Source organism: Limnohabitans rimovensis (SeqCode) (genome assembly GCF_965234775.1).
In the GTDB taxonomy this organism is placed as follows: domain Bacteria; phylum Pseudomonadota; class Gammaproteobacteria; order Burkholderiales; family Burkholderiaceae_C; genus Limnohabitans; species Limnohabitans rimovensis.
The window spans coordinates 431,881-456,567 of the sequence record NZ_OZ248562.1 but is presented as its reverse complement, the minus strand read 5'-3'; the positions used below and the strand labels follow the sequence as shown (position 1 = coordinate 456,567).

Below are 24,687 nucleotides of genomic sequence, written 5' to 3'. Positions count from 1 at the left end.
GTGGAGATACCACTGAAGCCCTTATTCCAGAATCTATTCTCGCAATTATTCTAGAAAAAAATAACATATTACGAATGAATTTTTCTCGCATACAATCTCGCACATGAAGTCGAAAAAAATCAAACAATACGATGCGCCGCATCTGTTTGAGCCATTGCTTCCGCAAGAGCACCGAATGGCTGCCTTGTTGGAGAAGGCAAGTGACCTCATTCGAGAGGCTGCCAGCCTTGGCGCTTCAGCAGCGCCTGGGGCGGCTGTTCAGTTGCGCGAACTTCTGCGCAGCATGAATTCGTATTACACCAACAGGATTGAGGGCGAGCACACGCGCCCATCCGACATCGAACGGGCCCTGCTCAAGGACTTCTCAAAAGAATCCGATGTGGCCAGGCGGCAGCGGCTGGCGGTGTCCCACATTCAAACGGAAATCGCGTGTGAGCGTCTGATTCAAGCGAAATTGGACTCAGGCGAAACCGTGATTCCCTGGCTTTACTCGACCCAAGCGCTGGTATGGCTGCACCTGCAGTTGTTTGGCGGACTCACGCCAGAAGACTTGACGCTGGCGGACGGCTCACTGCTCACGCCTGGCCAAGTCCGCACCCGTGGCGTTGCGGTGGGGATCCATGAAGCACCCAATGCAGAGGCACTTCCATCTTTTCTGAGCCGATGGGAAGAAGTCTATGGCCACAGCAGACGTGGCGAAGCCTCGATCGTGGCATTGGCCGCAGCACACCACCGACTGGCATGGGTGCACCCCTTCCTGGACGGGAATGGTCGCGTCGCGCGACTGCACACCCACCTGGCATTGCATGCCCAGGGGCTCACCAATGGCCTGTGGTCGCCTCTTCGTGGATTCGCTCGTTCAGAGGAGAAATACCGGGGTATGCTGAAAGCGGCAGATGAACATCGCCGTGGCGATCTGGACGGCCGAGGAAACCTCACTGAAGCCGGCTTGATCGACTGGATCAGCTACACCCTGGAAACCTGCATTGACCAAGTGCGCTTCATGCGCAAATTACTGGATGTGGGCTCCATGCGCGAGCGCATTCAAGCCGCATTGATTTTCGAGGAGTCAAAGAAAACCGGCGTGCGCAAAGAGGCCGCTCTTGCGTTGCATTACCTCTTCAGCACCAATTCCGAGCTTGGGCGAGCGGCGTTCAAGCAAATGACGGGTCTTGGTGAGCGCGTCGCAACGGACCTGATTTCATCGTTGCTGAAGAACGGTTACTTGGCAACCGATTCGGCTTATGGTGCACTTCGCTTCGCCATCCCCCGGTCAGCACTTCGCTTCTATTTTCCAGACCTCTGGCCAGAGGCAGAGGTCGATTGACCATTCACCGGGTTTTCTGCACGTTCAGCGGCATGACTGCCCCGGCCTGATTGCCCCAAGCATTTCGAACATAGGTCGCAACGGCAGCGACCTCGGGGTCTGAGAGGGTATGCGCGAAGGGGGGCATTCCATAGGGGCGCGGGTTGCCTTCCGTGGTGGGCGCGAAACCCCCGCTGAGGATGATCCGAACCAAGTTAACGCTTGAATGCATGGTGACCGTGCGATTGCCCGCCAAAGCCGGATAGTCACCACGCCCCTCGCCCCGGTCCCCATGGCACGAAGCGCATTGGTCTTCATACAGACTTTGACCGATTTGCTGGCCCTCAGCATTGGTAAGCTTTGGTTCTGCTTGTGCACTTTCTTGTCGCGGCAGCTCTTTTAAATAATGGGCCATGGCTTTCAAGTCTTTTGGATTCAGGTGTTGTGTGCTGCTGAAAACCACCTCTGCCATTGGCCCTAAAGTTGAGCCGTTGGCTGCCTTGCCAGTCTTGAGCAATTGCATGATTTCTTCAATGGGCCAATCTTGAAGGCCCGCCTCGGCTGGCGAGGAAAGAGACGGCGCATACCAGTTCTGCATCGGTATCAAACCGCCACTCAACCCAAGCTTAGACTCGGTGGCACCGAACATATTGCGTGGCGCGTGACAGGCTTGGCAGTGCCCAAGACCTTTCACCAAATACGCGCCTCGGTTCCATTCATCGCTCGCGGTATTCAGCGGTTCGAAAGGCTCAGGCGAAAAAAACAGCGCTCGCCACACCGCCAAAGCGGCCTGCGTGTTGTACGGAAATTTCAAAGCATGGGGCCGATTGGCTTGTTCGACGGGCTGCACACTGAGCAGGTAAGCAAACATCGCGTCCGTGTCGTCTCTGGTGATTCGGGTGTACTCGGTGTAAGGAAAGGCGGGATAGAGCAGCCTGCCATCTTTTGAGCGGCCATGGTGCATCGCTTGCCAGAAGTCGGCCGCGGACCACGCGCCGATGCCTGTCAATTTGTCTGAGGTGATGTTCGAGGTGACCACGCTGCCAAATGGCGTGTCAATGCTTTTACCCCCGGCAAACGGCAAGCCACCCCGCGCGGTATGGCAGGCGGCACAGTTTCCAACCTGAACCAAATACGCACCACGCTGCGCCAACTGTGGTGCCGACAAATCGGTAGATGCGCTTTCACCGATGGGGCTGCCATCTTGGCCGTTCATCGACACAACAAACACCAAGCCCCCCACACACACGACCATACCCACGACCATGATGAAGGCCAAAGTTTTGGCCCCTATGAAACGCATGGCTTTCATGGGAATCCACTCCCGCATTCCATGGTCGGTTTGGCAGGCAGGCTCACAGCAGGCACACCCAACTTGACCGGCTGCGAAGACAGCCAGGTCGCAACCGCCACAACGTCTTGCGGCGACAGCCGGCGCGTGATGTCTCCCATGCAGTCTGGAGCGACTGCACGCCGCATGCCAGCGCGCCACGCACCCAACTGCCCAAGGAGGTAGTCGTGCGGCAGGCCTAGCAGTCCCGGCATGGCGGGCACCACCCCTGTCATGGCTGCGCCATGGCAGCTTGCGCAGGCGGGAACGCCACGGGTGGCGTCACCATGACGAACCAGTTGCTCGCCACGGGCCAAGGTCGCCGCGGGCGCTTTGGTGGTTTGCGCTGGCGGATAGGGAAGGTCCAGTGATGCGAAGTGGTTCGCTATGTCCATCAGGTACGGGTCGGACATGTTGTCCAGCAAATAAGCCATGGTCGCGTTTTGGCGTCTACCGTCTCGAAAGTTGATGAGCTGGTTGTACAAATAACCGGCAGGCTTGCCCGCAATCCGCGGTAAATAGCCGCTGTTGCTTGCTCGCCCCTCCTTGCCATGGCATGAGGCGCATGCCTGCATCCGTTGCCCCATGGTGTTGGGTGGTTCAGCCGCCCAGGCTGTGGTTTGGCACAGGCCCAGAAGCAGCAGCCACCCTGCCAGATGGCGCGATACAAATGAAGATGCAGCAAAACTCATGGATGGGGTACTCGTCAATGGATTGGAAGAGTGTCGCGGACAACATCTGATATTGCCAGAATCAGTTATTCTTTAAATGACCATATCAGTTTGGTCGGCCCCCTACCCTCCTGCAGATGAAAAAGTACGAATCACTTGCCGCAGACATAGAGGCCCTGATCGCCTCAGGGACCATTCAGCCCGGCGAGAGACTGCCCTCCGTGCGCCAGACCATCACAGCACGGCACCTGAGTCCGTCCACGGTGTTTGAGGCCTATTACCTGCTGGAGGCGAGAGGACTGGTCGAGGCACGACCACGCTCGGGCTACTTCGTGAAGAGTCGGCCCGCCTTGCGCAACGAACCACAGGCCGCCAAACCTGCCCCAGAGCCACGGGAGGTGGTCGTCAACAACTTGGTGCTGGAAGTCTTGGGCGCGGGGCACGGGCGCGATGTGGTGCCGCTCGGGTCCGCGTTCCCCAACCCAAATTTGTTTCCAGTTGCCCGACTTGGGCGCAGCATGGGCGCTGCACTGCGGAACATGTCACCGGCCCAATTGCTTGAAGACCTGGCACCGGGGAACGCGGCGTTGCGTCGCCAAATTGCGCTGCGCTACATGGGTAATGGCGTCAGCGCCAGCTCCGATGAAATTGTGATCACCAGCGGTGCAATGGAAGCGCTGAACTTGTGCCTGCAAGCCGTCACCCAAGCAGGTGATGCCGTGGCCATTGAGTCCCCAGCCTTTTATGGCTGCCTACAGGCGCTTGAACGTTTGAAACTGCGCGCGGTGGAGGTCGCTACCCACCCGCGCGATGGCATTCAACTTGACTCGCTAGAAACCGTGCTCAAACGCGAGCGCGTCAAGGCCTGCTGGTTCATGCCCAACTTCCAGAACCCTCTAGGTGCACTGATGCCCTTGGAGAACAAACGCAAACTGGTGCACTTGCTGGCGCAAAAAGGTATCCCGCTGATCGAGGACGATGTGTATGGTGAGATGTACTTTGGCGTGCGGCGGCCGCCACCGGCCAAAAGCTTTGACAAGGACGGCGGGGTTCTGCACTGCAGCTCGTTCTCCAAGAGTCTGGCACCCGGGTACCGGCTCGGGTGGACGGCAGCAGGCCGCTATGCGCGCGCTGTGGAGCGGCTCAAGCTTTCAAGCACCTTGTCTGTCTCGGTTCCTGTGCAATTGGGTGTCATGCACTATCTCCAGGAGGGTGGTTACGACAAGCATTTGCGCGTGTTGCGCGCAACGCTCAGCGCGCAGCGAGACGTGGCGCTTCATGCCATTGCCAAGCATTTTCCAAGGGGCGTGCGGATCACTCAGCCTGAGGGCGGCTACTTTTTGTGGGTGGAGTTACCGCTTGGATTGAATGCGCTGGTGCTGCAGCGAATGGCTTTGTCTCAAAACATCAGCATCGCACCAGGGCAAATGTTCTCTGCGGACCAGCGATTTGGCCACTGCATTCGACTCAATTTCGGACACCCCTTGGCGGGGCAGCTCGAGCCAGCGCTCAAGGCGCTGGGGAAACTGGTGCACGCTTTGGCGCAGTAAAAAGGACGGGTTTGCCGACAGAAAAAACCCCGTAAATCTCTGATTTACGGGGTTTTCGGATCTTGTCCTGGCGGAAACGGAGGGATTCGAACCCTCGATGAGGCTCTACACCCCATACTCCCTTAGCAGGGGAGCACCTTCGGCCACTCGGTCACGTTTCCAGGTCTCGCCATTATGCCCGAGCTTGGTCCAGGTCAAAAACTTTGTGCAAAGCGCGCACTGCCAGCTCCATGTATTTCTCGTCGATGACCACCGAGGTTTTGATTTCGCTGGTCGAGATCATCTGGATGTTGATGCCCTCTTCGCTCAGGCATCGGAACATTTGGCTGGCCACGCCGACATGGCTGCGCATGCCAATGCCCACGATGGAGACCTTGCAAATTTTGGTGTCGCCGACCATCTCAGGGTTGCCCAAGGACGACAGCACCGAGCCCTTGAGAAGGTCGATGGCGCGGGCGTAGTCGTTGCGGTGCACAGTGAAGCTGAAGTCGGTTTTGCCGTCTTTGCTGCTGTTTTGGATGATCATGTCCACTTCAATATTGGCCTGGGCCACGGCACCCAAAATTTGGTAAGCAATGCCGGGTTTGTCGGGCACGCTGAGCACTGAAATTTTGGCTTCATCGCGGTTAAAGGCAATGCCCGATACGATGGCTTGTTCCATGTTTTCGTCTTCCTCGTAAGTGATCAAGGTACCCGAGCGGGCTTCTTCTTGCAAGTCGATGTCCCAGGGCGTGAAGCTCGAGAGCACGCGCAAAGGCACTTTGTATTTGCCCGCGAATTCGACCGAGCGAATTTGCAGCACTTTGCTGCCCAGCGAGGCCATTTCCAGCATTTCTTCAAAGCTGATGGCGCGCAGGCGGCGTGCTTCGGGCACGACGCGCGGGTCGGTGGTGTAGACGCCGTCCACATCGGTGTAAATCAGGCACTCGTGGGCTTTCAATGCGGCGGCCACGGCCACGGCCGAGGTGTCTGAGCCGCCCCGACCCAAGGTGGTGATGTTGTGCTCAGGGTCCAGGCCTTGAAAGCCGGTGATGATGACCACCTTGCCCGCGTCCAAGTCGGCGCGCACGCGGGTGTCGTCAATCGATTCGATGCGCGCTTTGGTGAAGGCACTGTTGGTGCGGATGGGCACTTGCCAGCCGGCATAGCTGACCGAGGCCATGCCCTCGGCTTGCAAGGCAATCGCCAGCAGGGCCGAGGACGCCTGCTCGCCGGTGGCGGCCAGCATGTCGAGTTCGCGCTGGTAGGGGGTGTCTTCGCGGCTGGGGGCGAGTTCTTTGGCCAGGCCGAGCAAGCGGTTGGTCTCGCCGCTCATGGCGGAGGGGACAACCACCATTTGGTGCCCGGCGCGGGCCCATTTGGCCACGCGCTTGGCCACGTTGCGGATGCGCTCGGTCGAGCCCATTGAGGTGCCGCCGTATTTGTGAACGATCAAAGCCATGGTGTGTGAGGCTGTTTCGAAGCAAAGCTAGGGATTGTACCAATCGATATGGTCTTGAACCCTGTGCACAAAGCCCTCCCCCACTTTGATGTGGATGCGGTGGCCCCGGGTGGTGCAGGCTTGGATTTGCTGCTGCAGTTCAAGCAATTGCGCTTGGCTGGCACGCACGCCCAGGCCCTTGAGCCAATGGCGCAGCACATTGGCCTGGCGTGCTGGGCTCAAGCTCTGCAAGGCCAACAACAAGGGTGGCTGCCCCACCAGCGCCAAGTCTTGCGCGGCCACCTCGTCGAGCAAGGTTTGCGCTTGCGCCGCATGCTGGGCGCTGCGCGCCAAGGTTTGGCGGTAGCTGGGAAACAGTTGTTCCCAAACCGGCAGCAGTTCTGCGCGGATGCGGTTGCGGGTGAAGCGCGTGTCTTGGTTGGTCGGGTCTTCGCACCAGGTTTCGCCCTGGGCTTGGAGCCACGGGCGCACCCAAGCACCGGGCAGTGACAGCCAAGGCCGGTGCCAATGGACGCCGTCCCGGATGCGCGTGGCAGGCATGGCCGCCAAGCCAGGCAAACCGGCACCGCGCGACAGGGCGAGCAACACGGTTTCGGCTTGGTCGTCGGCGTGCTGGGCCAGCACCACATGGCGCAGGCCACCGCCCCAATGTTGTTGCAGCACCTGGGTGATGCCTGCATACCGTGCGTTGCGGGCGGCTTCTTCGGGACTCTCGCCACTGGCGTGCTGGGCCTGCACACGGTGCACCACCAAGGGCACCTGCCAGCGTGCGCACAAGGCCTCGCCATGTTGGGCGAAGGTGTCGGCCGCTGCTTGCAAGCCATGGTGGATGTGCACCGCCTTGACCCGCCCCGGCCAGCGTTGGGCGCAAGCGACCAGCATGGCGCTGGAGTCGGCCCCACCGCTCAAGGCCACCACCAAGGGCGGCAAGTGGTCCAAGGCCTGCAAGGCCTGGGTCAACGGGTGATCGGTTGGGGGGGGGCTGGCGCTCACCCGGGGCTCATTGGGCTTCGACTTTGGTGTCGGTGTAGCGGCCGTAACTTTGCAGTCGCTCGTAACGCTTGTCGAGCAGCTCTTTGATCTTGAGGTCGCTGACTTGGCGCAAAGCGTCTCCCAAGCCGCGTTTGAGTTGCGCCGCCATGTGCTTGGGGTCGCGGTGTGCGCCGCCCAAAGGCTCGTTGACGATTTTGTCGATGAGGCCCAAGGCCTTGAGTCGGTGGGCGGTGATGGCCAGCGCCTCGGCTGCATCGGCGGCACGGTCACTGGTTTTCCACAAAATCGATGCGCAGCCTTCGGGGCTGATGACCGAGTACACCGCGTATTGAAGCATCAACACCTGGTCGGCCACGCTGATGGCCAAGGCCCCGCCCGAGCCGCCCTCACCAATGATGGTGGTGATGATGGGCACTTCGAGTTGTGCCATTTCAAAAATATTGCGGCCAATGGCTTCGCTTTGGCTGCGCTCTTCGGCATCGATGCCCGGATACGCGCCAGGCGTGTCGACAAAGGTGAACACCGGCAGTTTGAATTTTTCGGCCGTCTTCATCAGCCGCAGTGCTTTGCGGTAGCCCTCGGGCCGGCACATGCCAAAGTTGCGCATCGCCCGCTCTTTGGTGTCGCGCCCTTTTTGATGGCCAAGCACCATGCAAGCCTGGCCATTGAAGCGGGCCAAGCCGCCCACAATGCTTTGGTCATCGGCAAAGTGGCGGTCGCCGTGCATCTCGACAAAGTCGGTGAAGATGTCGTTGATGTAGTCCATGGTGTATGGACGCTCAGGGTGGCGGGCGATCTTGGTGATTTGCCAAGAATTGAGGTCGCTGTAAATGGTTTTGGTCAGCTGCTGGCTTTTTTTGTGCAGTTGCTCGATCTCGGTGGAGATGTCCACCGCAGACTCGCTTTGCACATAGCGCAACTCTTCGATCTTGGCTTCGAGTTCGGCAATCGGTTGCTCAAAATCAAGAAAAGTTTTCTTTGACAAATTTTTCTCCTGGGGCGGCGCGGTGCGCTTGCTCAGTACTCGACCGGCAAGGGGTCGAGCGAGCGCCAAATATACCAAGTGGCCACACTGCAATACGGCTGCCAAGCAGCAGCGACTTCACGGGCTTCGCTGCGGCTGACCGCTTCGCCTGAAAAGTAGTTGTGGCTGATGCCGTTGATCAAGCCCACATCATCCAGGGGCAAGACATTGGGGCGCATCAGGTAAAAGATCAAAAACATTTCGGCCGTCCAGCGGCCAATGCCCCGGATGGCCACCAGCTCGGCAATGATGTCTTCATCGCCCATGCTGGCCCACTGTTGGGTGCTGAGCAAGCCGCCGTCAAAGTGCAATGACAGATCGACCAGGTATTCGACTTTGCGCGCTGACAAACCCGCTGCACGCATGTCGTCGACCTTGAGCTTGAGCACATTGGCCGGGGTCATTTTGCGGGGCAGCACCGCAAACCGGTCCCACACACTTTGCGCGGCCTTGACCGAAATTTGCTGGCCCACGATGGAGCGCGCCAAGGTCACAAAAGCGTCGCCGCGCGACTGCAAGCATGCATCGCCAAACTGCGGAATCAAGCGGCGCATCACCCGGTCTTTTTTCGCCAGGTGCTTGCAGGCCTCCTCCCAGTATTCGGGCGTGGCCACGGTGATCGCGGGTTGCTTGTTGGGCATCAACCGCGCTCCCAGGTGGTGCCGGTGGGCGAGTCTTTGAGCACCACCCCTTGCGCGGCCAGTTCTTGGCGGATGCGGTCCGCCGTGGCAAAGTCGCGGTCTTTTTTGGCCTGGGCCCGGGCTTGGATTTGCGCTTGGATGTCGGCTTCGCTGAGCGACACACCGGTTTGCAAAAACGCTTGCGGCACTTGTTGCAACAAACCCAACACCCCACCCAAAGCCTTGAGCAAGCCCGACAGCTCGGCAGACAAGCTTCGGTTCACTTCGCTGGCCAAGTCAAACAACACCGCCACGGCCTCGCTGGTGCCAAAGTCTTCGTTCATCGCGGCTTGAAAGCGCTGGGCATGCGGCTCGCGCCAATCGATGCTGGCCATCGCAGTGGGGGGCACCGCTGCCAGCGCGGTGTACAAGCGCTTGAGGGCGTTGCGGGCATCGTTCAAATGCACATCGCTGTAGTTCAGGGGGCTGCGGTAGTGGCTGCGAACCACAAAAAAGCGAATGGTTTCGGCGTCAAACACCTTGAGCACTTCGCGGATGGTGAAAAAGTTGCCCAGGCTTTTGGACATTTTTTCGTTGTCCACATTGATGAAGCCGTTGTGCATCCAGTAGCGGGCCAAGGCCTGGCCGGATGCGCCCTCGCTTTGGGCAATTTCGTTTTCATGGTGGGGAAATTGCAAATCCGCCCCGCCGCCGTGGATGTCAAAGGTTTGGCCCAACAACTCACACGCCATGGCCGAGCATTCGATGTGCCATCCCGGTCGTCCCGGCCCAAAAGGGCTGGCCCATTTGGCTTCTTCAGGCTCTTGCGGTTTGGCGCTCTTCCACAGCACAAAGTCCAACGGGTCTTGCTTGCCGTCGAGCACGGCGACACGCTCGCCGGCATGCAACTCGTCCAAAGACTTGCCCGAGAGCTTGCCGTAGCCAGGAAATTTGCGCACCGAAAAATTCACATCGCCATTGGGCACCCGATAAGCCAGGCCTTGGCTTTCGAGTTGACCGATCAAGCGGGTCATTTGCGGCACAAAGTCGGTGGCACGCGGTTCGTGCTGGGGCCGCTCGATGCCCAATGCGTCGGCGTCTTGGTGCAGGGCGTCAATCATGCGCTGGGTCAAGGCCCGCAAGGTCTCGCCGTTGTCCACCGCGCGTTGGATGATTTTGTCGTCGATGTCGGTGATGTTGCGCACATACTCGACCTGGTAGCCGCTGGCCTTGAGCCAGCGCTGCACCACATCAAAGGCCACCATGGAGCGGGCATGGCCCAGGTGACACAGGTCGTAGACCGTCATGCCGCACACATACATGCGCACCACACCAGGCGTGATCGGCGAAAAGGTTTCCATCGCCCGGGTGAGCGTGTTGTGAATGCGAAGGGTCATGGGTCTGGGTAAGCTCTGAGATCAAGACGCCGAAATTTGGCGCTGACCTACAATGCCCTCAGTATATATAACGCCCTATGTTGTGGGCTGACAACCGCTCATTTCGCCCATGAAACCCCTGCCCTGGCCCTCTGCGCTGCGCACCTTTTGCCTGTCCTGGGTGATGGTGTGCTCGATGTCTGGCGTGGCGCATGCGCAAGGGCCCGCCGTCATCACCGATCCCCACCAACAGGTGGAGCAGTTGATGCGCCAAGACCAGATTGAGCCCGCGCTGGCAAAGATTCAAGCCCATTTGGCCCAACGCCCGCGCGACCCGCAAATGCGCTTTTGGCAAGCCGTGCTTTTGACGCGCCAAGGCAAACGGGAACAGGCCATGCAGGTCTACACCGAGCTGACCCAAGACTTCCCCGAGCTGGCCGAACCGCACAACAACCTGGGCGTGCTGCAAGCGGCCAACAACGACATCGATCTGGCCCAACGCTCGTTTGAGCTGGCCTTGCGCGCCGACCCCCAGCATGCCCTGGCCCACGAAAACTTGGCCGATGTGTTGCTGCGCCAAGCCCAGCGCCATTACCAACGGGCCGCACAGGCCCCTGCGCCCATACCCCAGCGGCCCCTCACGGGGGCCAATCCTGGCGTCAGTGCCACAGTCAGTGCCCCACGCCCCAACCTGGGCTTGGCCCAAAAACAGCAACTGCTGCAACCCCTTTTGAAACTCTCTGGCCCCACACCATGAAGCGTCGTTCTTTGTTCAAGCCCCTTGTCCATGGCTTGTCCTTGCTGGCCGTGTGCGCCAGCTTGGGCCTGCCCCTTGCCCAGGCCCAAACCGCGCCGCGGGTCAAGTTCATCACCAACATGGGCGAGTTTGTGGTCGAGGTCTATCCCGACAAAGCACCCAAAACCGTGGACAACTTTTTGCAGTACGTGCGCGACAAGCACTACGACGGTACGGTGTTTCACCGTGTGATCAGCAACTTCATGGTGCAAGGCGGTGGCTACGACACCCGCTACCGCGAAAAACCCAGCCGCGCACCGGTGACCCACGAAGGGCGCGAAGCTTTGTCCAAGGGTGGCGCACGCAACACCGTGGGCACCTTGGCCATGGCCCGCACCAACGATCCCCACTCTGCCACCGCGCAGTTTTTCATCAATGTGCATGACAACGCCTTTTTGGACCCGGTGCTGATCCCCGACGGCGACCCGGTCACCCGCTTTGAGTACGGCGGGCGCACCTACGAAAACGTGCCCCGCGCCAATTTGCTCAACGCCCCCCAACTGTTTGGCTACACCGTGTTTGGTGCGGTGGTCAGCGGCATGGAGGTGGTGGAGCGCATCAAAGCCACGCCCACCGGCGCTGGCGGCCCCTTCCCCACCGATGTGCCCCGCACAGCGGTGGTCATTCAATCTGCAACCCTGGTGAAATAACATGTCCAACCCCCAAGTCGAACTGCACATCCAAGACCACGGCGTCATCACGCTCGAACTCGATGCCGACAAAGCCCCGTTGTCGGTCGAGAATTTTTTGAGCTATGTGGCCAATGGCCACTACAACCAAACGGTGTTTCACCGCGTGATCAAGGACTTCATGATCCAAGGCGGCGGCTTTGAACCGGGTATGAAGCAAAAGCCTTGCGCCGCACCGATTGACAACGAAGCCAACAATGGCTTGCACAACGACATCTATACCGTGGCCATGGCGCGCACCAGCGACCCGCACTCGGCCACCGCCCAGTTTTTCATCAACACCACGGACAACAGTTTTCTCAACCACAGCTCGCCCACCCCACAAGGCTGGGGCTATGCGGTGTTTGGCAAAGTGGTGGCTGGCACCGAAGTGGTGGACGCCATCCGCGCGGTCAAAACCGGGCGCAAGGGCTTTCACGACGATGTGCCCGTGCAAGACGTGGTGATCGAAAAAGCCATCGCCCTTTGATCGGAGCGGCTGCGCCTTGACAGCCCTGTACGCCACCCTGCCCGCCAGCGCCCCCGCGCTGTCATCGGTCGATGCTTCGGCTTGGGGTTGCGTGGATTTTTTATCGGACGTGCACTTGCACAGCGCAGACCTAGCCACGGCGCAAGCCTGGTTGGCCTATTTGCGCCACACCCCTGCCGATGCCCTGTTCATCTTGGGCGACTTGTTTGAAGCCTGGGTCGGCGACGATGTGCTGCACCACCCCCTGGGGGTTTTTGAGCAAAGCTGCGCCAAAGCCTTGGCCGAATGCACCGCATCGAAGCCCGTGTTTTTTGTCTGTGGCAACCGCGACTTTTTGATCGGCCCTGGTTTTTTTCAATTCACGGGGGTGCAAGCGCTGAGCGAGCCCTGCACCGTGCTCAGCAGCGCCGGGCCTTTGTTGCTCAGCCATGGCGACGCTTTGTGCACCGATGACCACGATTACCTGGCCTTTCGGGCCCAGGTGCGCAGCCCAGAGTGGCAAAGCGCGTTTTTGTCGCAGCCCTTGCCAGAGCGCATGGCCCAAGCGCGGGCGATGCGCGCCCAAAGCCAAGCCAAACAAGAAGCCATGGTGTCTTTGCCGGATGTGAACCCCCTGGCCTGTGAAGCAGCGCTCAACTTGAGCCAAGCCCACACATTGGTACATGGCCACACCCACCGGCCTGGTGTTCACGCCTTGGGCCAGGGCCGAGTGCGGCGGGTGCTGAGCGATTGGCAAGCCCAAGCCAAGCCGCCGCGCCTGGAGGTGTTGCGCTTGCAAGGGGGACAGTGGCAACGTGTGCCCCTGCCCACCGCACCGGTCAGCGGCGCAACAACACCTTGAGCGCGTTTTGCAGGCGGCGCGCCTGGCCCGGCTCAAATGCCGATGACATGACGTGTGCCGCGTCCTGCGCCCAGGTTTGATGCGGCGGTGCATCGTTGCGCCGGGTCAACAACACCAACTGCAACTGACGGCGCGCCTCGAGCGACGCCGCCGGGCTGGGCAACTCGGCCGCCATTTCCAACCGCAACAAAGCGGTTTCGGCCTCGGCACTGGCCGGGCTGGACAAGGCTTTGACCCACTGACTGCGCTGGGCTGGCGGCAAGCGCGCACCCAACTCTGAGGCCGGGGGCAGCAATTCGGCATCGCGCTTTTCCCAGGCGATCAAGACATGGGTGAGGGTTTCGCCATGGGCTTGGGCGGCGAGTTTTTTCAGCGCCAGCTCGGCTTGCTCCAGGGCTTGGCGTTGGGCACGGAAAGCGGCGTCGCCCAAACGCGGACCCATGTCGCTGCGCTCAAACCGCCCCGGGCCTGCCGCTCGGGGACCACCCGCGCCAAAGCCTTCGCGGCCCCGCCCGGCGTCGCCAGGGCGCCCGCGCGGTGCGTCGCGGCTGTCTCGACCGTCACGGCTGTCGCGCCCTTTGAAACCCCGGCCCATGGGCGCGGCGGGTTCGGCTTTCTTCATGCCGGGTCGGTCGTCGCCGCGCACAGCCACCACCTTTTTGGGTGGGGGCGCGGGGGCCACGGGCACCACGGCTGGCGTGGGCTCTGAGGCGGTGGTTTCCGCTGCGGGCTCTGAGGTCAAGTCATCACCCGAGGCCTGCGCTGCGGCATCGGTCACGCTGGCTTCGAGCGGTGCTGTGGATTCCCCGTCGGTGGGGGCTTCGGAGGTGTCTGGCGTGGCTGCGGTCTCAGCGGGTTCTGCGGCCGATGCGGCGGCGGTGGTCTCAGTTGGGGCGGTGGCGGTCTCAACCGGAGCGGCAGGTGCGTCCTGCGCCACAGCGGCATCCGGGGTGGTGGCTGCAGCTTGGGCCTGGCCACGCATCGCCATATCCAATTGGCGCATAGCGGTGCGGATGGCGGCGGCATCGGCGCTGGCGTTGGCCTGCTCCAAGGCCTTGGCAGCTTGCAGCACCGCGCGGTCGTGTTCGTTCATGGCTGCGCTGGCCTGTTCGCGCTGCTGCGTTTTGCGCTGGAAGGCATCGTCGATGGGCTTGCGAAACGCATCCCACAGCTTTTGCTCCAAGCGGCGCTCGAGCACCATGGTCTGGGCCTCGGCCTGCCAGCGTTGCTGCAAGGCTTTGACGGCGTCGACCCGCAGCACATCGGCAGCGGCCAGTTGCTCGGCCTCGGCGATCAAGCCTTGGCGCCGGGCAACGCTGGCTTGCTGCACAGCGTCGATCGGACCACGGGCGGCTTTCATCGCTTCGCGCCAAGCGTTTTGCAAGTCTGCAAAGGCTTTTTCGCTCATGTGGCCGGCATCGCGCCAGCGGTTTTCAAATTGGTGCAATTGGCGCGCCACGGCCTTCCAGTCGGGCCCTTGCGCATGGGCAAGCGCCCAGGCTTGCAATTCCTCGATCAAGGCCTGGCGTTGGGCCTTGTGCGCGGCGGCATCGGCACGCACTTTCTCCAGCCACTGCTCGACCAATTTGTGGGCTTGGTTGCAAGCACGGTCAAAGCGCTTCCACAGGCCATGGTTGGGCAACCCCCCTTGATCGGTTTGCTTCCACTGTTCGCGCAGTTGGCGCAACGCCTCTTGCATTTTTCGCCCACCCATGACCGGCTGCGGGGGGGCGGGCTCTTCGCCTTCGGCGGCGGGCGGCGCGGGCTTGAACAAGGCCTCGGCCTTTTGGACCAACTCGGTGCGCAGCTGATCGGCGCGCCAGCGCTGCCAGCCCTCCAACTCACCCGCGGCCAACAACACTTGGTCGGCGTGGTGCTGCAATTTGTCGTCAATGAAGCGCCCATGTTCTTTGAGCGCTTGGCGCAAAGCCTGGGCCGCACCGGCGCTGGCCTTGCCGTGGCCCAGAGACAGTTCTTGTTCGAGCACCTGCAACACCGTTTGCACAGCGGCTTGGGCGCTGGCGCGTTGCGCCGGGTCCACCTTGGGTCGCTGCGGGGCTTGGGCGGCGGCAGGCGCCTCTTGCCCACGTTGGGCGCGGATTTGATCGGCCCAAGCGGGCACAGGCGGCAAGGGCAAACTGGCGTCGGCGGCGGCCGCTTGGGCCTGTGTCAAAGCCGCTTGAAACGCCTCCCACACCGCCTTCAACTGGGCTTCGCCCGCGAGCAGCATGGGCGGGAATTTGGCGTCCACACTGGCCCAACCCGGGGCAACCCCCAAGGCCTGTGCGTCGGCTTGCCAGCGCAGCCAATCGGCCTGCAAGCCTTCGCGCTGGGCCAGGGCATCGGACAAGGGCTTGGTGGACAAGACTTCAATGCGCTGGGTCATCAACACGCTGGCTTCGCGGTACACCTGGGCCTTGTGCTGCAAGTCTTCAATCGCTTTGACCCGCTCGGCCAATTGCCCCTTGAGGCTTTGCAAGGGCTCGCGCGACAGCGGCGCACCGGCTTTGGCTGCATCGCGCTGCCAGGCCATGGCATCGGCCAAGTTGATGCGGGGCGCTGCCAGCAAAACCTGCGCGCGCTGGGCCCAATCTTGGGCCAGGGTGTCTTGTGCCCGGGCGCGGCGCAGCTCGTCGAGCTTTTCACGCAGCGGTTTGGCCGCGCCCTTGTCTTTGGCACTGAGCTCTTTGTAAACCTCTTGCAAATGCTCCAAAGAGGGTTCGCTGGTCAACCAATCGCGCACGCGGGCGGCACGCTCAGAAGCAGTGGGGGCGGTGAAAGCACCACCGGTCAGCCGGTCCAAAGCGGCGGCGTCCAGGGTGCTGGCAGAAGCATCGGTCACAACAGTCTCACATTTCTTGATTCAAGGGGCGGGGCTGGGTTGGCACGCTCACCCGGGGCTTGGGGCCTGGCAGCGCACCAGGGTGGTTGCGCCAGCGGGCCCAACCGCCTATTGTCACCGCACAGCGCGCAGGGCTGACACGGCGGCCCCCAAAGACCGCTTCGGACAGCCTTTAAAATGCCCAACACCGTCATTTGCGGGACAGGCCCCCAGCCACTAGCGCTGTTGCGCCACCTGCCCAGGCCCACCGCGGACTGGACCCCACGCCGGCCGCCACTGCGCCCCAACCCCTTCATCCCGGAGACACCCTTTGAAAGCTGCCATCCACCGAGCCATGCTTGCGCTGCACCAGTTGCGCATGGGGGTGGTGACCGTGCTCAATGACATTGGTCAAGGCTTTTTTCTGATTGGCCACAACGGGTTTGCCCTGGTCGGCATGTCCGTGGTCTTGGTCAGCCTGGCGGTTTACCTGCGCCCCGACCTGCGCACCAGTGGCGAGGCGCTGCTGATGTCTTGGCTGCAAGAGCGGCAAACCGACACCCTGGGCTTTGCCACCGACATCGACGCCGCCGACCGCGCCACCGCCAACGACCCGCGCGATCTGCCCAAACAACAGGCCAATTTGGCCTATTGGCTCAGCCGCAAATACCGGGTGGCACCCGAACCGCTCAGCGCCTTGATCGCCGAGGCCTACGAAGTCGGCCCCATCAACCAAATCGAACCCACACTGATCTTGGCGGTCATGGCCATCGAGTCGGGTTTCAACCCCTTTGCCCAAAGCAACATGGGCGCTCAAGGTTTGATGCAGGTGATGACCAAGGTGCACTACGATAAATATGAAGGTTTTGGCGGTAAATTTGCCGCCTTCGACCCTGTGGCCAATTTGCGGGTGGGGGTGACTGTGCTCAAAGAGTGCATTGCCCGCGCCGGCGGCTCGGTCGAGGGTGGTCTGAAGTTTTATGTGGGCGCGAGCAACAGCGAAATGGACGGCGGCTATGCCCAAAAAGTGATGGTCGAGCACGCCCGCCTGCTGCTTGTGGCCGCCGGCCAAAGCGTGCCCGCCAGCGAGCCCTCCGAAACACCCGCCACCACCTTTGAAAAGCTGTGGGAGCGGGCGCAAAAACTCACCAAGTTTCGTTGAGCCCCGCCGCAGGCATGCCGGCCACGCCAAGCCGCCAGGTGCATTGGCAGCCCGCACCGCTGGGCGGAACCCAAGGGGTCTTTCACTGGCGTAAACTCTGTCTCGCACGCAACTGGCGATAGGCGTGGGTTTGACACCCACCGCTGACGTGGATCGCGGCTTCTGCTGAGGCCCCACCACTGGGGAGCGTGCCACCTGGTGTCAGGTGTTTAGCCGTTCGCCTGGGCAGCCTGGGCGCAGCCATTGGCCGCGCCAGGGTCCTTCATTTGAAAGACTGCCGCCATGTACCACCGCAATTTTTTGGTTGAACAAACCGACCCCGAAGTGTGGGCCGCCATCCAGGCCGAAAACGCCCGCCAAGAGCACCACATCGAGCTGATTGCCAGCGAAAACTACGCTTCCCCCGCTGTGCTGGCCGCGCAGGGTTCGCAATTGACCAACAAATATGCCGAGGGCTACCCGGGCAAGCGCTATTACGGTGGCTGTGAGCATGTCGACGTGGTCGAGCAACTGGCCATCGACCGGATCAAGCAAATTTTTGGCGCCGACGCGGCCAATGTGCAACCGCATTGCGGCGCCTCCGCCAACGAGGCTGTGTTCCTGGCGTTTTTAAAACCCGGCGACACCATCATGGGCATGAGCCTGGCCGAGGGCGGCCACCTGACCCACGGCATGCCCTTGAACATGAGTGGCAAGTGGTTCAACGTGGTCAGCTACGGCCTGAACGCCAAAGAAGAAATCGACTACGACGCCATGGAGGCCAAAGCCCACCAGCACAAGCCCAAACTGATCATCGCTGGCGCCTCGGCCTACAGCTTGCACATCGACTTTGCGCGCTTTGCCAAAGTGGCCAAAGATGTGGGCGCGATCTTTTTGGTCGACATGGCCCACTATGCGGGCCTGATCGCCGCTGGCGTCTACCCCAACCCGGTGCCGCATGCCGATGTGGTCACCTCCACCACCCACAAAAGCCTGCGCGGCCCGCGCGGGGGCATCATCTTGATGAAGTCTGCGCATGAAAAGGCCATCAACAGCGCTATCTTTCCCGGCTTGCAGGGCGGCCCGTTGATGCACGTCATCGCGGCCAAAGCGGTGGCCTTCAAAGAAGCCTTGCAACCCGGCTTCAAAGAGTACCAGCAGCAGGTGGTGAAAAACGCCCAAATCGTGGCCCAAACCCTCACCGAGCGCGGCCTGCGCATCGTCAGCGGTGGCACCCAAAGCCATGTGATGTTGGTCGACCTGCGGCCCAAAAACATCACCGGCAAAGCCGCCGAAGCAGCCCTGGGTGCGGCGCACATGACCATCAACAAAAACGCCATTCCCAACGACCCGGAAAAACCCATGGTCACCAGCGGTGTGCGCATTGGCACCCCAGCCATGACCACGCGCGGTTTCAAAGACGACGAAGCCCGCGCCACCGCGCATTTGATTGCCGACGTGCTCGACAACCCCGCTGACGAAGCCAACATCAACGCCGTGCGCGCCAAGGTGCATGCCCTGACCAGCCGCTTTCCGGTGTATGGCTAAAGCGCACCCATGAAATGCCCTTTTTGCGCCCACCAAGACACCCAGGTGGTCGAGACACGCATGTCCGAAGACGGCGACTTTGTGCGCCGCCGTCGACAGTGCGCGGCGTGTGAAAAGCGCTTCACCACCTACGAGCGGCCCGACGTCAACTACCCCGCGGTGGTGAAAAAAGACGGCCGGCGCATCGAGTTCGATCGCAGCAAGCTGCAAGCCTCGATGAACTTGTCTTTGCGCAAGCGCCCGGTCAGCACCGAGCAAGTTGACAGCGCTTTGGAGCGCATCGAAGAGAAGGTGCTGGCCGCGGGCCTGCGCGAGATCAGCTCGCACCGGTTGGGCGAATTGGTCATGCGCGAGCTGAAAAAGCTCGACAAAGTGGCCTATGTGCGATTTGCCAGCGTGTACCGCAGCTTTGAGGACATCGACGAATTCAAGTCCTTGGTGGACGAATTCCGCCGCTGAGCAGCGCAGCCCATCAACGGCGGCGGGCCGACTCCACCCCGGCCACGCTGCGCACCGTGGCCAGCACCTTGCCCAAGCGCACCGCGTCGCCCACCTCGACGGTGAAGGTCATCCAGGCCGTGCCTTTGACCGACTGGGTTTGCACGCCAATGACGTTGATTTTTTCGCGCGCCAACACCTCTGAAATATCGCGCAACAAGCCTTGGCGGTCTTGCGCTTGCACCTGCACATCCACCGGATAAACCGCCGCGCCCTCGCCCAGGCCTTGCCACTGCACCTCGATGGCCCGGTCAGGCTGGCGCAACAGCATTTGCTCAAAGTTGGGGCAATGGGCGCGGTGCACGCTGACGCCTTTGCCCCGGGTGACAAAGCCACAAATCGGGTCGGGCGGGGCTGGGCGGCAGCAGCGCGCCAGCTCGGTCATCAAGGCGTCAATGCCCACCACCAACACGCCACCGGTGCTGGCGCTGGCGCTTTTGCGGTTGATCTTGTGGCGCAGCCAATCGTCGGCGGCGGGCAAGGGTTCAATCGGGCGCAAAAACGTCTCGATGGTGCGCAGCGAAAACTCGTCTTTGCCCACCGCCTCAAACAAGTCTTCGGCACTGGCAAAGCCCAAGTTGCTGGCCAAGTCCTCATGCCGGGTGGCGGTTTTGCCCTCGCGCTGGAGCAACTTTTCCACCGCCTCGCGGCCCCGCGCCACGGTTTCTTGGGCCACTTGGGCATTGAACCAGGCGCGCACCTTGGCCCGCGCCCGGGCGCTGGCCAAAAAGCCCAGGTCGGGGTTGAGCCAGTCGCGGGAAGGGCCACCCTCTTTGGCGGCGATGACCTCCACCGTTTGGCCGTTGTCCAGCGGGGTGCTCAAGGGCACCATCTGCCCATCCACGCGCACGCCACGGCAGCGGTGGCCCAAATTGGTGTGCACGGTGTAAGCAAAATCCACCCCCGTGGCACCCACCGGCAACTCGACCACCGCCGCGTCCGGCGTGAGCACATAAATGCGGTCATGCTGCATGGCCGCTGCACCTGGGTCGGATTCGCCCGCGCCGGTCATCTCGCGCTCCCAGGCCAGCAGCTGGCGCATCAGGGCAATCTTGTCGCTGGCGGCTTTGGATGCGGCCACACCGGCGTAGCCTTTGCTGCCGGCTTCTTTGTAGGCCCAATGCGCGGCCACGCCCAGCTCGGCATGGGCATGCATGGCCTGGGTGCGGATTTGCACCTCAATGGCCCGGCCCTGCGCATCGCGCACCACCGTGTGCAGCGACTGATAGCCATTGCTTTTGGGGCGGGCGATGTAGTCGTCAAACTCCTCGACCAAGGGGGTGAAATGGCTGTGCACCCAGCTCAGGGCGGCGTAGCAATCGGGCACGCTGTCGACCACCACCCGCACCGCGCGGATGTCAAACACCTGGGCAAAAGGCAGCGATTTGCCGCGCATTTTTTTGACGATGCTGTAGATGTGTTTGGGCCGCCCGTGCACTTGGGCCTGGATGTGCTGGGTTTTCAAGTCGGCTTGCAGGCGCTGCACCCATTCGGCCATGAAGGCCTCGCGCTCGACGCGTTTTTCGTCCAGCATGGCCGCCACCTCGCGGTAGGTGCTGGGCTCCAGGAACCGAAAGGACAAATCTTCCAGTTCCCACTTGAGCTGCCAAATGCCCAAACGGTTGGCCAAGGGGGCAAACACCTGCAAGGTTTCTTGCGCCAGGTCTGGCGGCACGGCAAGTTTGTGGGCCGCCATGTGGCGCAGGGTTTGCAGCCGCGAGGCCAAGCGCAGCAGCACCACGCGCAAATCGCGCGAAAACGCCAACAGCATCTTGCGCACGTTTTCGCTCGCCATGGTGCTGTCGGTGCCGGCTTCGGCACCCGCAGCGCGCATGCCCCGCCGCGTTTGGCGCTGCACATGCAACAGCTTGTGGGTTTCGATGGCCAAGCTGGCCAAGCCCGGGCCAAAGGCCTTGCCCAACACCTCGGCAGGTTTGCTCAAATGGTCGCAGGCATAGACCAAATAACAAGCGGCTTGCATCGCGGTCGAGCCCCCAATGCCCGCCAAGATGTGGGCCATTTCTTGGGCATGCTGCCAATGGTTTTCACCGCCATCGAAGGTTTCGCCCACCAACAAGGGTTCTGTCAAGGCGCGGGCACGCTCGAGCAGGCCCTCGCCCTCATCGGCCGACGCATTGACCAGCGCCAACACCGGCGTGATCTCCGGTGCGGGCAGCTTCGCATCAGCCATGGGGGCTTCCTGGTTCATGTCCCTGCCCATGTCTCTGTTGATGTCCCTCTTGTGAGCAAGAAGGAAGCCACCGCGGCCACTTGATCGTCGGCCACCAAGGTCGGGGCATGGCCCACACCGGGCAAGTCAACGCGCTGGGCACGCGGCCCGCGCTGCTGCATGGCCTGGGCCACTTCGGGGGTGAGCAAATCGGAATCGGCCCCTCGCAACAGCAAGGTGCGCGAGTGAATTTGGTCGTACAACTGCCACAACAAGGCTTCGCCCTGCTGTGCCGCCTCGGGGGTCAGGGCGTGCACTGGCTGGGCCAGCGCGGGGTCGTAATGCAAGGTCCACCCGCCGTTGGGCAAGGGCTTGAGCATGGGCGTGCTGAGGGCCAACCACTGGGCATCGGTGTGCGGGCCAAAGCCGGGTGAGATGCGCCGCAGGTGGTCGGCACCGGCTTGCTGGCTGTCGAATTGGCCGGTCTGCCCGATATAAGTGCGCAGCCGCTCGATGAAGCGCCAAGCCACCACCGGCCCCACGTCATTGAGCACCAAACGGGTGATCGGCACCCAGGTGGGGCTGGCTTGCTGCAAGGCAGTTTGCCCAGCCAGCAACAGGCCGATGAGACCGCCCATGCTGGTGCCCACCCAATCCAGATGAGCCACGGGCGCTTGGGCCTGCAAATGCGCAACCAAGGTCAACATGTCGCCCGCATAGGTCGGCAACTGGTAGGCCATCGGGTCGGCCAACCAGTCGCTGTGGCCGCGCCCCGCCACATCGGGGCACACCACGCGCAAGGGTTGTGGCGAGCGCGCACACAAGGCCTGGGCCAGCACATCGAAGTCGCGCCCCTGGCGGCTCAGGCCGTGCACGCACAGCACCACATGCGCGGCCTGCGGGTCGCCCCATTGCCAATACGCCATGCGCCGCGCTCGGCCATCGGCCAGGGGCTGGCTGGGACATGTCACGAAATGCAGATCTGGGGTCAAAGCAGTGGACGGGGTCACAAGCGGGTGCCTCGGTGGATACAGGCTTTCATCCTAACCACGCCAGCTGAAAGCCAGCTGTCATTGCCCATAAATCTTTAGAAACACCGGGAACGCCATACAAAAATTAACTATAAATTACACAAAAAAACATATTTTTTGCTAAAGTCGCCATTCGCACAAAAAAAGAGGAAACTGTCACACGAAAACAACAACAACAAGAATTACGATGACATTTGAAATGGAAAAAAGAATAATATTTGCAAAAAATTTGCAACTTACAAATCAAGTTTCATTTTTGTTATAAAAATCGATCGAAAATTTCTCTTATTCATCTTTAATAATTTCTACAAAATCATGAATAATGCTTTATGGCTTGCTGAGAGTGAGCCCCTCAGCTTGCAATTGCAGGCCAACTTTTTGGGCAAATCGGGTTACCAGGTGAAGTCACTCACCAACGCCGAAGGCTTGAACGCAGCCTTGGCGGCGGGTGCGGCCCCCGATTTGTTGATCATCGGCACCCTGGCCGATGGCAAAAGCATGTCGGTGCTGCGGCAATTGCGCCAACAAGGCCTGGAGTTCCCCATTTTCATGATGTCCTCGAGCAGCGATCCGATTGACCAGATCATGGCGCTCGAGGTCGGTGCCGATGACTTTTTGATCAAACCGGTCAACCCTCGGGTGCTGTTGGCGCGCATCCAAGCGTGTTTGCGCCGGCTTCATCGCCCGGCCAAAGTGACCGCGCCAGAGCGCTTTCGCTTTGGACCCTTTGTGCTTGATTTGACCGAGCGCACCTTGGAAAAAGGCAAAAAACCCGTTCACCTGACCACCCGCGAGTACGAATTGCTGAAGGTTTTGGTGAGCCACCCGCGTCAACCCCTGGAGCGCCAAGAATTGGCCATGATGGTCATGGGCCGGCGCTTGGCTGACAACGACCGAAGCTTGGATGTGCAGGTGGCGCGTTTGCGCAAAATCATCGAAGAAGAGCCCAACCAGCCCCGGTTTTTGCAAACCGTGTGGGGCTCGGGCTACGTGTTCACGCCTGGGAAATGATCAGGGCCACGGCCCGCGCTTCCATGCTCTGGCCCTGACCCACGGGGCCCAGTTTTTCCGCCGTTTTGGCCTTCACATTCACCTGCCCCACCGCCACACCCAAAGCCTGGGCAATGCGCTCGCGCATCAGAGCGATGTGAGGTGCCATGCGCGGCGCTTGGGCCACGATGGTGGCGTCAATGTTGCCAATTTCATACCCCGCTTGCCGCACCCGTTGACCGACCTCGCGCAACAACACCAGCGAGTCAGCGCCCCGGTGCTGGGCATCGGTGTCGGGGAAGTGGCTGCCAATGTCACCCAGCGCCCCCGCGCCCAGCAGCGCGTCGGTGATGGCATGCAGCAACACATCCGCGTCAGAGTGGCCCAGCAAGCCCCGTGGGTGGTCGATGGACACCCCCCCCACGACCAAGGCTCGCCCCGGCACCAGGGCATGCACGTCCCAACCCTCGCCAATGCGCATCATGGGAGTCATGAAAATTCCTTGTGTGTGGGTGTGCTGGCGCGGGCCGCCAAAACGGCCTCGGCCAAGGCAAAGTCGGCCGGGTAAGTGACTTTGAAGTTTTGTGCCGAGCCTTCGACCAAACGGGGCTGCAGCCCCAAGCGCTCGATGGCACTGGCTTCATCGGTGATGCCCACAAAACCGCCACCGGCCACCTGGGCCAGGGCATCGTGCAACACCTGCAAGCGAAACATTTGCGGCGTTTGCGCCAGCCATTTGTGCTCACGTGGCAGGGTGGCCGCCACGCGCCCACCAGCTTCGCTTTTCAGGGTGTCGGGCAAGGGCAAGGCCAGCAAACCACCCACCGCATCGTGTTGGCAGGTGTCGATCAGGTGGTTCACCGATTCAGGCGACACCAGGCACCGCGCGGCGTCGTGCACCAGCACCCAGTCCTGTCCGCTCAAGCCCGCCGCCAACATGGCCTTCAAGCCGTTGAACACACTCTCAGCACGGCTGTCACCCCCACACGCCACCCGCTGAAAGCGCTCAGGCCATCCTGGTGTGGGCCACTCATACGGGTCTTGCGGCGACACAACCAGCCAGCCAGTGTGGAGTTGAGGCACCTGCGCCAGCGCCTGAACGGTGTGCATGACCATGGGCTGGCCCGCGATCCATTGGTACTGCTTGGGCTGTGCCGTGCCCGCACGGCTGCCCGTGCCAGCGCAGGGAATCAGGGCGTGAAAAAGGGGATTTGCAGGGGCAGCGTGCATCGCATTTGATTGTAGAGGGGCACCCTGGGCCCATCAGCTGAAAACCCTCATCCACGTCCATGGGATGCCCCAGGCATGGTGTCGAATGAGCGCCACAGCCCCTAACTGCCCCGACCAAGGTGCCCGATGCGCGCCCACATGGGCAAAACGAC

22 protein-coding genes, 1 tRNA gene and 1 riboswitch are annotated in these 24,687 nt (G+C 61.3%); of the genes, 10 read left to right on the top strand and 13 right to left on the bottom strand.

Annotated features, from left to right (window positions below):
- Window positions 1-103: 103 nt before the first annotated feature.
- Entirely contained in the window at window positions 104-1,327 is a 1,224-nt protein-coding gene (locus AC8GFZ_RS02195) for a Fic family protein (protein ID WP_506641900.1), read from the top strand.
- A gap of 4 nt (window positions 1,328-1,331) precedes the next feature.
- On the opposite strand, the gene AC8GFZ_RS02190 is transcribed toward AC8GFZ_RS02195, so the two are convergent.
- Window positions 1,332-2,618 carry a c-type cytochrome gene (locus AC8GFZ_RS02190; protein WP_506641898.1) on the bottom strand — a complete coding sequence of 429 codons (1,287 nt, stop codon included), beginning with the start codon at window positions 2,616-2,618 and terminating at the stop codon, window positions 1,332-1,334.
- A complete protein-coding gene (locus AC8GFZ_RS02185; protein ID WP_506641896.1) occupies window positions 2,615-3,328 on the bottom strand; it encodes a c-type cytochrome in 714 nt (237 codons plus the stop codon). Before AC8GFZ_RS02185 ends, AC8GFZ_RS02190 begins: the two co-directional genes overlap by 4 nt.
- Before the next feature lie 116 nt (window positions 3,329-3,444).
- On the opposite strand from AC8GFZ_RS02185, the gene AC8GFZ_RS02180 reads away from it, so the two are divergent.
- Window positions 3,445-4,857, top strand: a complete 1,413-nt coding sequence (locus AC8GFZ_RS02180; RefSeq protein WP_506641894.1) for an aminotransferase-like domain-containing protein — start codon at window positions 3,445-3,447, stop codon at window positions 4,855-4,857.
- 68 nt (window positions 4,858-4,925) lie between these two features.
- Here AC8GFZ_RS02180 and AC8GFZ_RS02175 read toward each other — a convergent pair.
- The 6 genes from AC8GFZ_RS02175 to cysS all read right to left on the bottom strand — a co-directional run bounded on the left by AC8GFZ_RS02175 (window position 4,926) and on the right by cysS (window position 10,332).
- Window positions 4,926-5,018 (bottom strand) — tRNA-Ser (locus tag AC8GFZ_RS02175).
- An 11-nt stretch (window positions 5,019-5,029) separates the two neighbouring features.
- Window positions 5,030-6,298: an aspartate kinase gene (locus tag AC8GFZ_RS02170; RefSeq protein WP_506641892.1), complete on the bottom strand. Its 1,269-nt coding sequence runs from the start codon at window positions 6,296-6,298 to the stop codon at window positions 5,030-5,032.
- 27 nt (window positions 6,299-6,325) lie between these two features.
- Entirely contained in the window at window positions 6,326-7,291 is a 966-nt protein-coding gene (gene tilS, locus AC8GFZ_RS02165; protein ID WP_506641890.1) for a tRNA lysidine(34) synthetase TilS, read from the bottom strand.
- A gap of 7 nt (window positions 7,292-7,298) precedes the next feature.
- Window positions 7,299-8,276, bottom strand: a complete 978-nt coding sequence (locus AC8GFZ_RS02160) for an acetyl-CoA carboxylase carboxyltransferase subunit alpha (protein ID WP_506641888.1) — start codon at window positions 8,274-8,276, stop codon at window positions 7,299-7,301.
- A gap of 32 nt (window positions 8,277-8,308) precedes the next feature.
- A complete protein-coding gene (locus AC8GFZ_RS02155; protein WP_506641886.1) occupies window positions 8,309-8,956 on the bottom strand; it encodes a DNA-3-methyladenine glycosylase family protein in 648 nt (215 codons plus the stop codon).
- Window positions 8,956-10,332, bottom strand: a complete 1,377-nt coding sequence (gene cysS / locus AC8GFZ_RS02150; protein WP_506641884.1) for a cysteine--tRNA ligase — start codon at window positions 10,330-10,332, stop codon at window positions 8,956-8,958. Before cysS ends, AC8GFZ_RS02155 begins: the two co-directional genes overlap by 1 nt.
- A 109-nt stretch (window positions 10,333-10,441) precedes the next feature.
- Here cysS and AC8GFZ_RS02145 point away from each other — a divergent pair, with 109 nt between their 5' ends.
- Genes AC8GFZ_RS02145 through AC8GFZ_RS02130 form a run of 4 tightly spaced genes read left to right on the top strand, consistent with a single transcriptional unit; the run spans window position 10,442 to window position 13,106 of the window.
- Window positions 10,442-11,068: a tetratricopeptide repeat protein gene (locus AC8GFZ_RS02145; RefSeq protein WP_506641882.1), complete on the top strand. Its 627-nt coding sequence runs from the start codon at window positions 10,442-10,444 to the stop codon at window positions 11,066-11,068.
- Window positions 11,065-11,757 carry a peptidylprolyl isomerase gene (locus AC8GFZ_RS02140; protein ID WP_506641880.1) on the top strand — a complete coding sequence of 231 codons (693 nt, stop codon included), beginning with the start codon at window positions 11,065-11,067 and terminating at the stop codon, window positions 11,755-11,757. The genes AC8GFZ_RS02145 and AC8GFZ_RS02140 overlap by 4 nt, the downstream gene beginning before the upstream one ends.
- 1 nt (window position 11,758) lies before the next feature.
- Entirely contained in the window at window positions 11,759-12,265 is a 507-nt protein-coding gene (locus AC8GFZ_RS02135; RefSeq protein WP_506641878.1) for a peptidylprolyl isomerase, read from the top strand.
- Between the two features lie 16 nt (window positions 12,266-12,281).
- Complete coding sequence (locus tag AC8GFZ_RS02130) at window positions 12,282-13,106, top strand: UDP-2,3-diacylglucosamine diphosphatase (protein ID WP_506641876.1); 825 nt, start codon at window positions 12,282-12,284, stop codon at window positions 13,104-13,106.
- On the opposite strand, the gene AC8GFZ_RS02125 is transcribed toward AC8GFZ_RS02130, so the two are convergent.
- The gene (locus tag AC8GFZ_RS02125; RefSeq protein WP_506641874.1) at window positions 13,084-15,948 is read right to left on the bottom strand and encodes a DUF349 domain-containing protein; all 2,865 of its coding nucleotides are present in this window, start codon (window positions 15,946-15,948) and stop codon (window positions 13,084-13,086) included. The two genes, AC8GFZ_RS02130 and AC8GFZ_RS02125, sit on opposite strands and share 23 nt — an antisense overlap.
- Before the next feature lie 334 nt (window positions 15,949-16,282).
- On the opposite strand from AC8GFZ_RS02125, the gene AC8GFZ_RS02120 reads away from it, so the two are divergent.
- The 3 genes from AC8GFZ_RS02120 to nrdR all read left to right on the top strand — a co-directional run bounded on the left by AC8GFZ_RS02120 (window position 16,283) and on the right by nrdR (window position 19,075).
- A complete protein-coding gene (locus AC8GFZ_RS02120) occupies window positions 16,283-17,089 on the top strand; it encodes a lytic transglycosylase domain-containing protein (RefSeq protein ID WP_506644196.1) in 807 nt (268 codons plus the stop codon).
- A 98-nt stretch (window positions 17,090-17,187) separates the two neighbouring features.
- Window positions 17,188-17,323, top strand: a riboswitch (ZMP/ZTP riboswitch).
- Window positions 17,324-17,371: 48 nt separating this feature from the next.
- Complete coding sequence (gene glyA / locus AC8GFZ_RS02115) at window positions 17,372-18,616, top strand: serine hydroxymethyltransferase (protein WP_506641872.1); 1,245 nt, start codon at window positions 17,372-17,374, stop codon at window positions 18,614-18,616.
- A gap of 9 nt (window positions 18,617-18,625) precedes the next feature.
- The gene (gene nrdR / locus AC8GFZ_RS02110) at window positions 18,626-19,075 is read left to right on the top strand and encodes a transcriptional regulator NrdR (protein ID WP_506641870.1); all 450 of its coding nucleotides are present in this window, start codon (window positions 18,626-18,628) and stop codon (window positions 19,073-19,075) included.
- 13 nt (window positions 19,076-19,088) lie between these two features.
- On the opposite strand, the gene AC8GFZ_RS02105 is transcribed toward nrdR, so the two are convergent.
- On the bottom strand, window positions 19,089-21,305 hold the full coding sequence (locus AC8GFZ_RS02105) for a RelA/SpoT family protein (RefSeq protein WP_506641868.1): 2,217 nt from the start codon (window positions 21,303-21,305) through the stop codon (window positions 19,089-19,091).
- Window positions 21,306-21,319: 14 nt separating this feature from the next.
- Window positions 21,320-22,210, bottom strand: coding sequence for an alpha/beta fold hydrolase (locus AC8GFZ_RS02100; protein ID WP_506644194.1), 891 nt, complete (start codon window positions 22,208-22,210; stop codon window positions 21,320-21,322).
- A gap of 420 nt (window positions 22,211-22,630) precedes the next feature.
- Here AC8GFZ_RS02100 and AC8GFZ_RS02095 point away from each other — a divergent pair, with 420 nt between their 5' ends.
- Window positions 22,631-23,326 (top strand): winged helix-turn-helix domain-containing protein, encoded by a 696-nt coding sequence (locus tag AC8GFZ_RS02095; RefSeq protein ID WP_506641866.1) that lies wholly within the window; start codon window positions 22,631-22,633, stop codon window positions 23,324-23,326.
- Here the strand turns inward: AC8GFZ_RS02095 and ispF are convergent.
- On the bottom strand, window positions 23,310-23,798 hold the full coding sequence (gene ispF / locus AC8GFZ_RS02090; RefSeq protein ID WP_506641864.1) for a 2-C-methyl-D-erythritol 2,4-cyclodiphosphate synthase: 489 nt from the start codon (window positions 23,796-23,798) through the stop codon (window positions 23,310-23,312). The two genes, AC8GFZ_RS02095 and ispF, sit on opposite strands and share 17 nt — an antisense overlap.
- Window positions 23,795-24,535, bottom strand: a complete 741-nt coding sequence (gene ispD / locus AC8GFZ_RS02085) for a 2-C-methyl-D-erythritol 4-phosphate cytidylyltransferase (protein ID WP_506641862.1) — start codon at window positions 24,533-24,535, stop codon at window positions 23,795-23,797. The genes ispF and ispD overlap by 4 nt, the downstream gene beginning before the upstream one ends.
- Window positions 24,536-24,687 lie beyond the last annotated feature (152 nt).

Excerpts from the sequence above, each read along its gene's own strand:
- AC8GFZ_RS02195 (WP_506641900.1), top strand. The coding sequence starts at position 104 with ATGAAGTCGAAAAAAATCAAACAATACGATGCGCCGCATCTGTTTGAG.
- AC8GFZ_RS02190 (WP_506641898.1), bottom strand. The coding sequence starts at position 2,618 with ATGAAAGCCATGCGTTTCATAGGGGCCAAAACTTTGGCCTTCATCATG.
- AC8GFZ_RS02185 (WP_506641896.1), bottom strand. The coding sequence starts at position 3,328 with ATGAGTTTTGCTGCATCTTCATTTGTATCGCGCCATCTGGCAGGGTGG.
- AC8GFZ_RS02180 (WP_506641894.1), top strand. The coding sequence starts at position 3,445 with ATGAAAAAGTACGAATCACTTGCCGCAGACATAGAGGCCCTGATCGCC.
- AC8GFZ_RS02170 (WP_506641892.1), bottom strand. The coding sequence starts at position 6,298 with ATGGCTTTGATCGTTCACAAATACGGCGGCACCTCAATGGGCTCGACC.
- AC8GFZ_RS02155 (WP_506641886.1), bottom strand. The coding sequence starts at position 8,956 with ATGCCCAACAAGCAACCCGCGATCACCGTGGCCACGCCCGAATACTGG.
- cysS (WP_506641884.1), bottom strand. The coding sequence starts at position 10,332 with ATGACCCTTCGCATTCACAACACGCTCACCCGGGCGATGGAAACCTTT.
- AC8GFZ_RS02145 (WP_506641882.1), top strand. The coding sequence starts at position 10,442 with ATGAAACCCCTGCCCTGGCCCTCTGCGCTGCGCACCTTTTGCCTGTCC.
- AC8GFZ_RS02140 (WP_506641880.1), top strand. The coding sequence starts at position 11,065 with ATGAAGCGTCGTTCTTTGTTCAAGCCCCTTGTCCATGGCTTGTCCTTG.
- AC8GFZ_RS02135 (WP_506641878.1), top strand. The coding sequence starts at position 11,759 with ATGTCCAACCCCCAAGTCGAACTGCACATCCAAGACCACGGCGTCATC.
- AC8GFZ_RS02120 (WP_506644196.1), top strand. The coding sequence starts at position 16,283 with ATGCTTGCGCTGCACCAGTTGCGCATGGGGGTGGTGACCGTGCTCAAT.
- glyA (WP_506641872.1), top strand. The coding sequence starts at position 17,372 with ATGTACCACCGCAATTTTTTGGTTGAACAAACCGACCCCGAAGTGTGG.
- nrdR (WP_506641870.1), top strand. The coding sequence starts at position 18,626 with ATGAAATGCCCTTTTTGCGCCCACCAAGACACCCAGGTGGTCGAGACA.
- AC8GFZ_RS02105 (WP_506641868.1), bottom strand. The coding sequence starts at position 21,305 with ATGGCTGATGCGAAGCTGCCCGCACCGGAGATCACGCCGGTGTTGGCG.
- AC8GFZ_RS02100 (WP_506644194.1), bottom strand. The coding sequence starts at position 22,210 with ATGGCGTATTGGCAATGGGGCGACCCGCAGGCCGCGCATGTGGTGCTG.
- AC8GFZ_RS02095 (WP_506641866.1), top strand. The coding sequence starts at position 22,631 with ATGAATAATGCTTTATGGCTTGCTGAGAGTGAGCCCCTCAGCTTGCAA.
- ispF (WP_506641864.1), bottom strand. The coding sequence starts at position 23,798 with ATGACTCCCATGATGCGCATTGGCGAGGGTTGGGACGTGCATGCCCTG.
- ispD (WP_506641862.1), bottom strand. The coding sequence starts at position 24,535 with ATGCACGCTGCCCCTGCAAATCCCCTTTTTCACGCCCTGATTCCCTGC.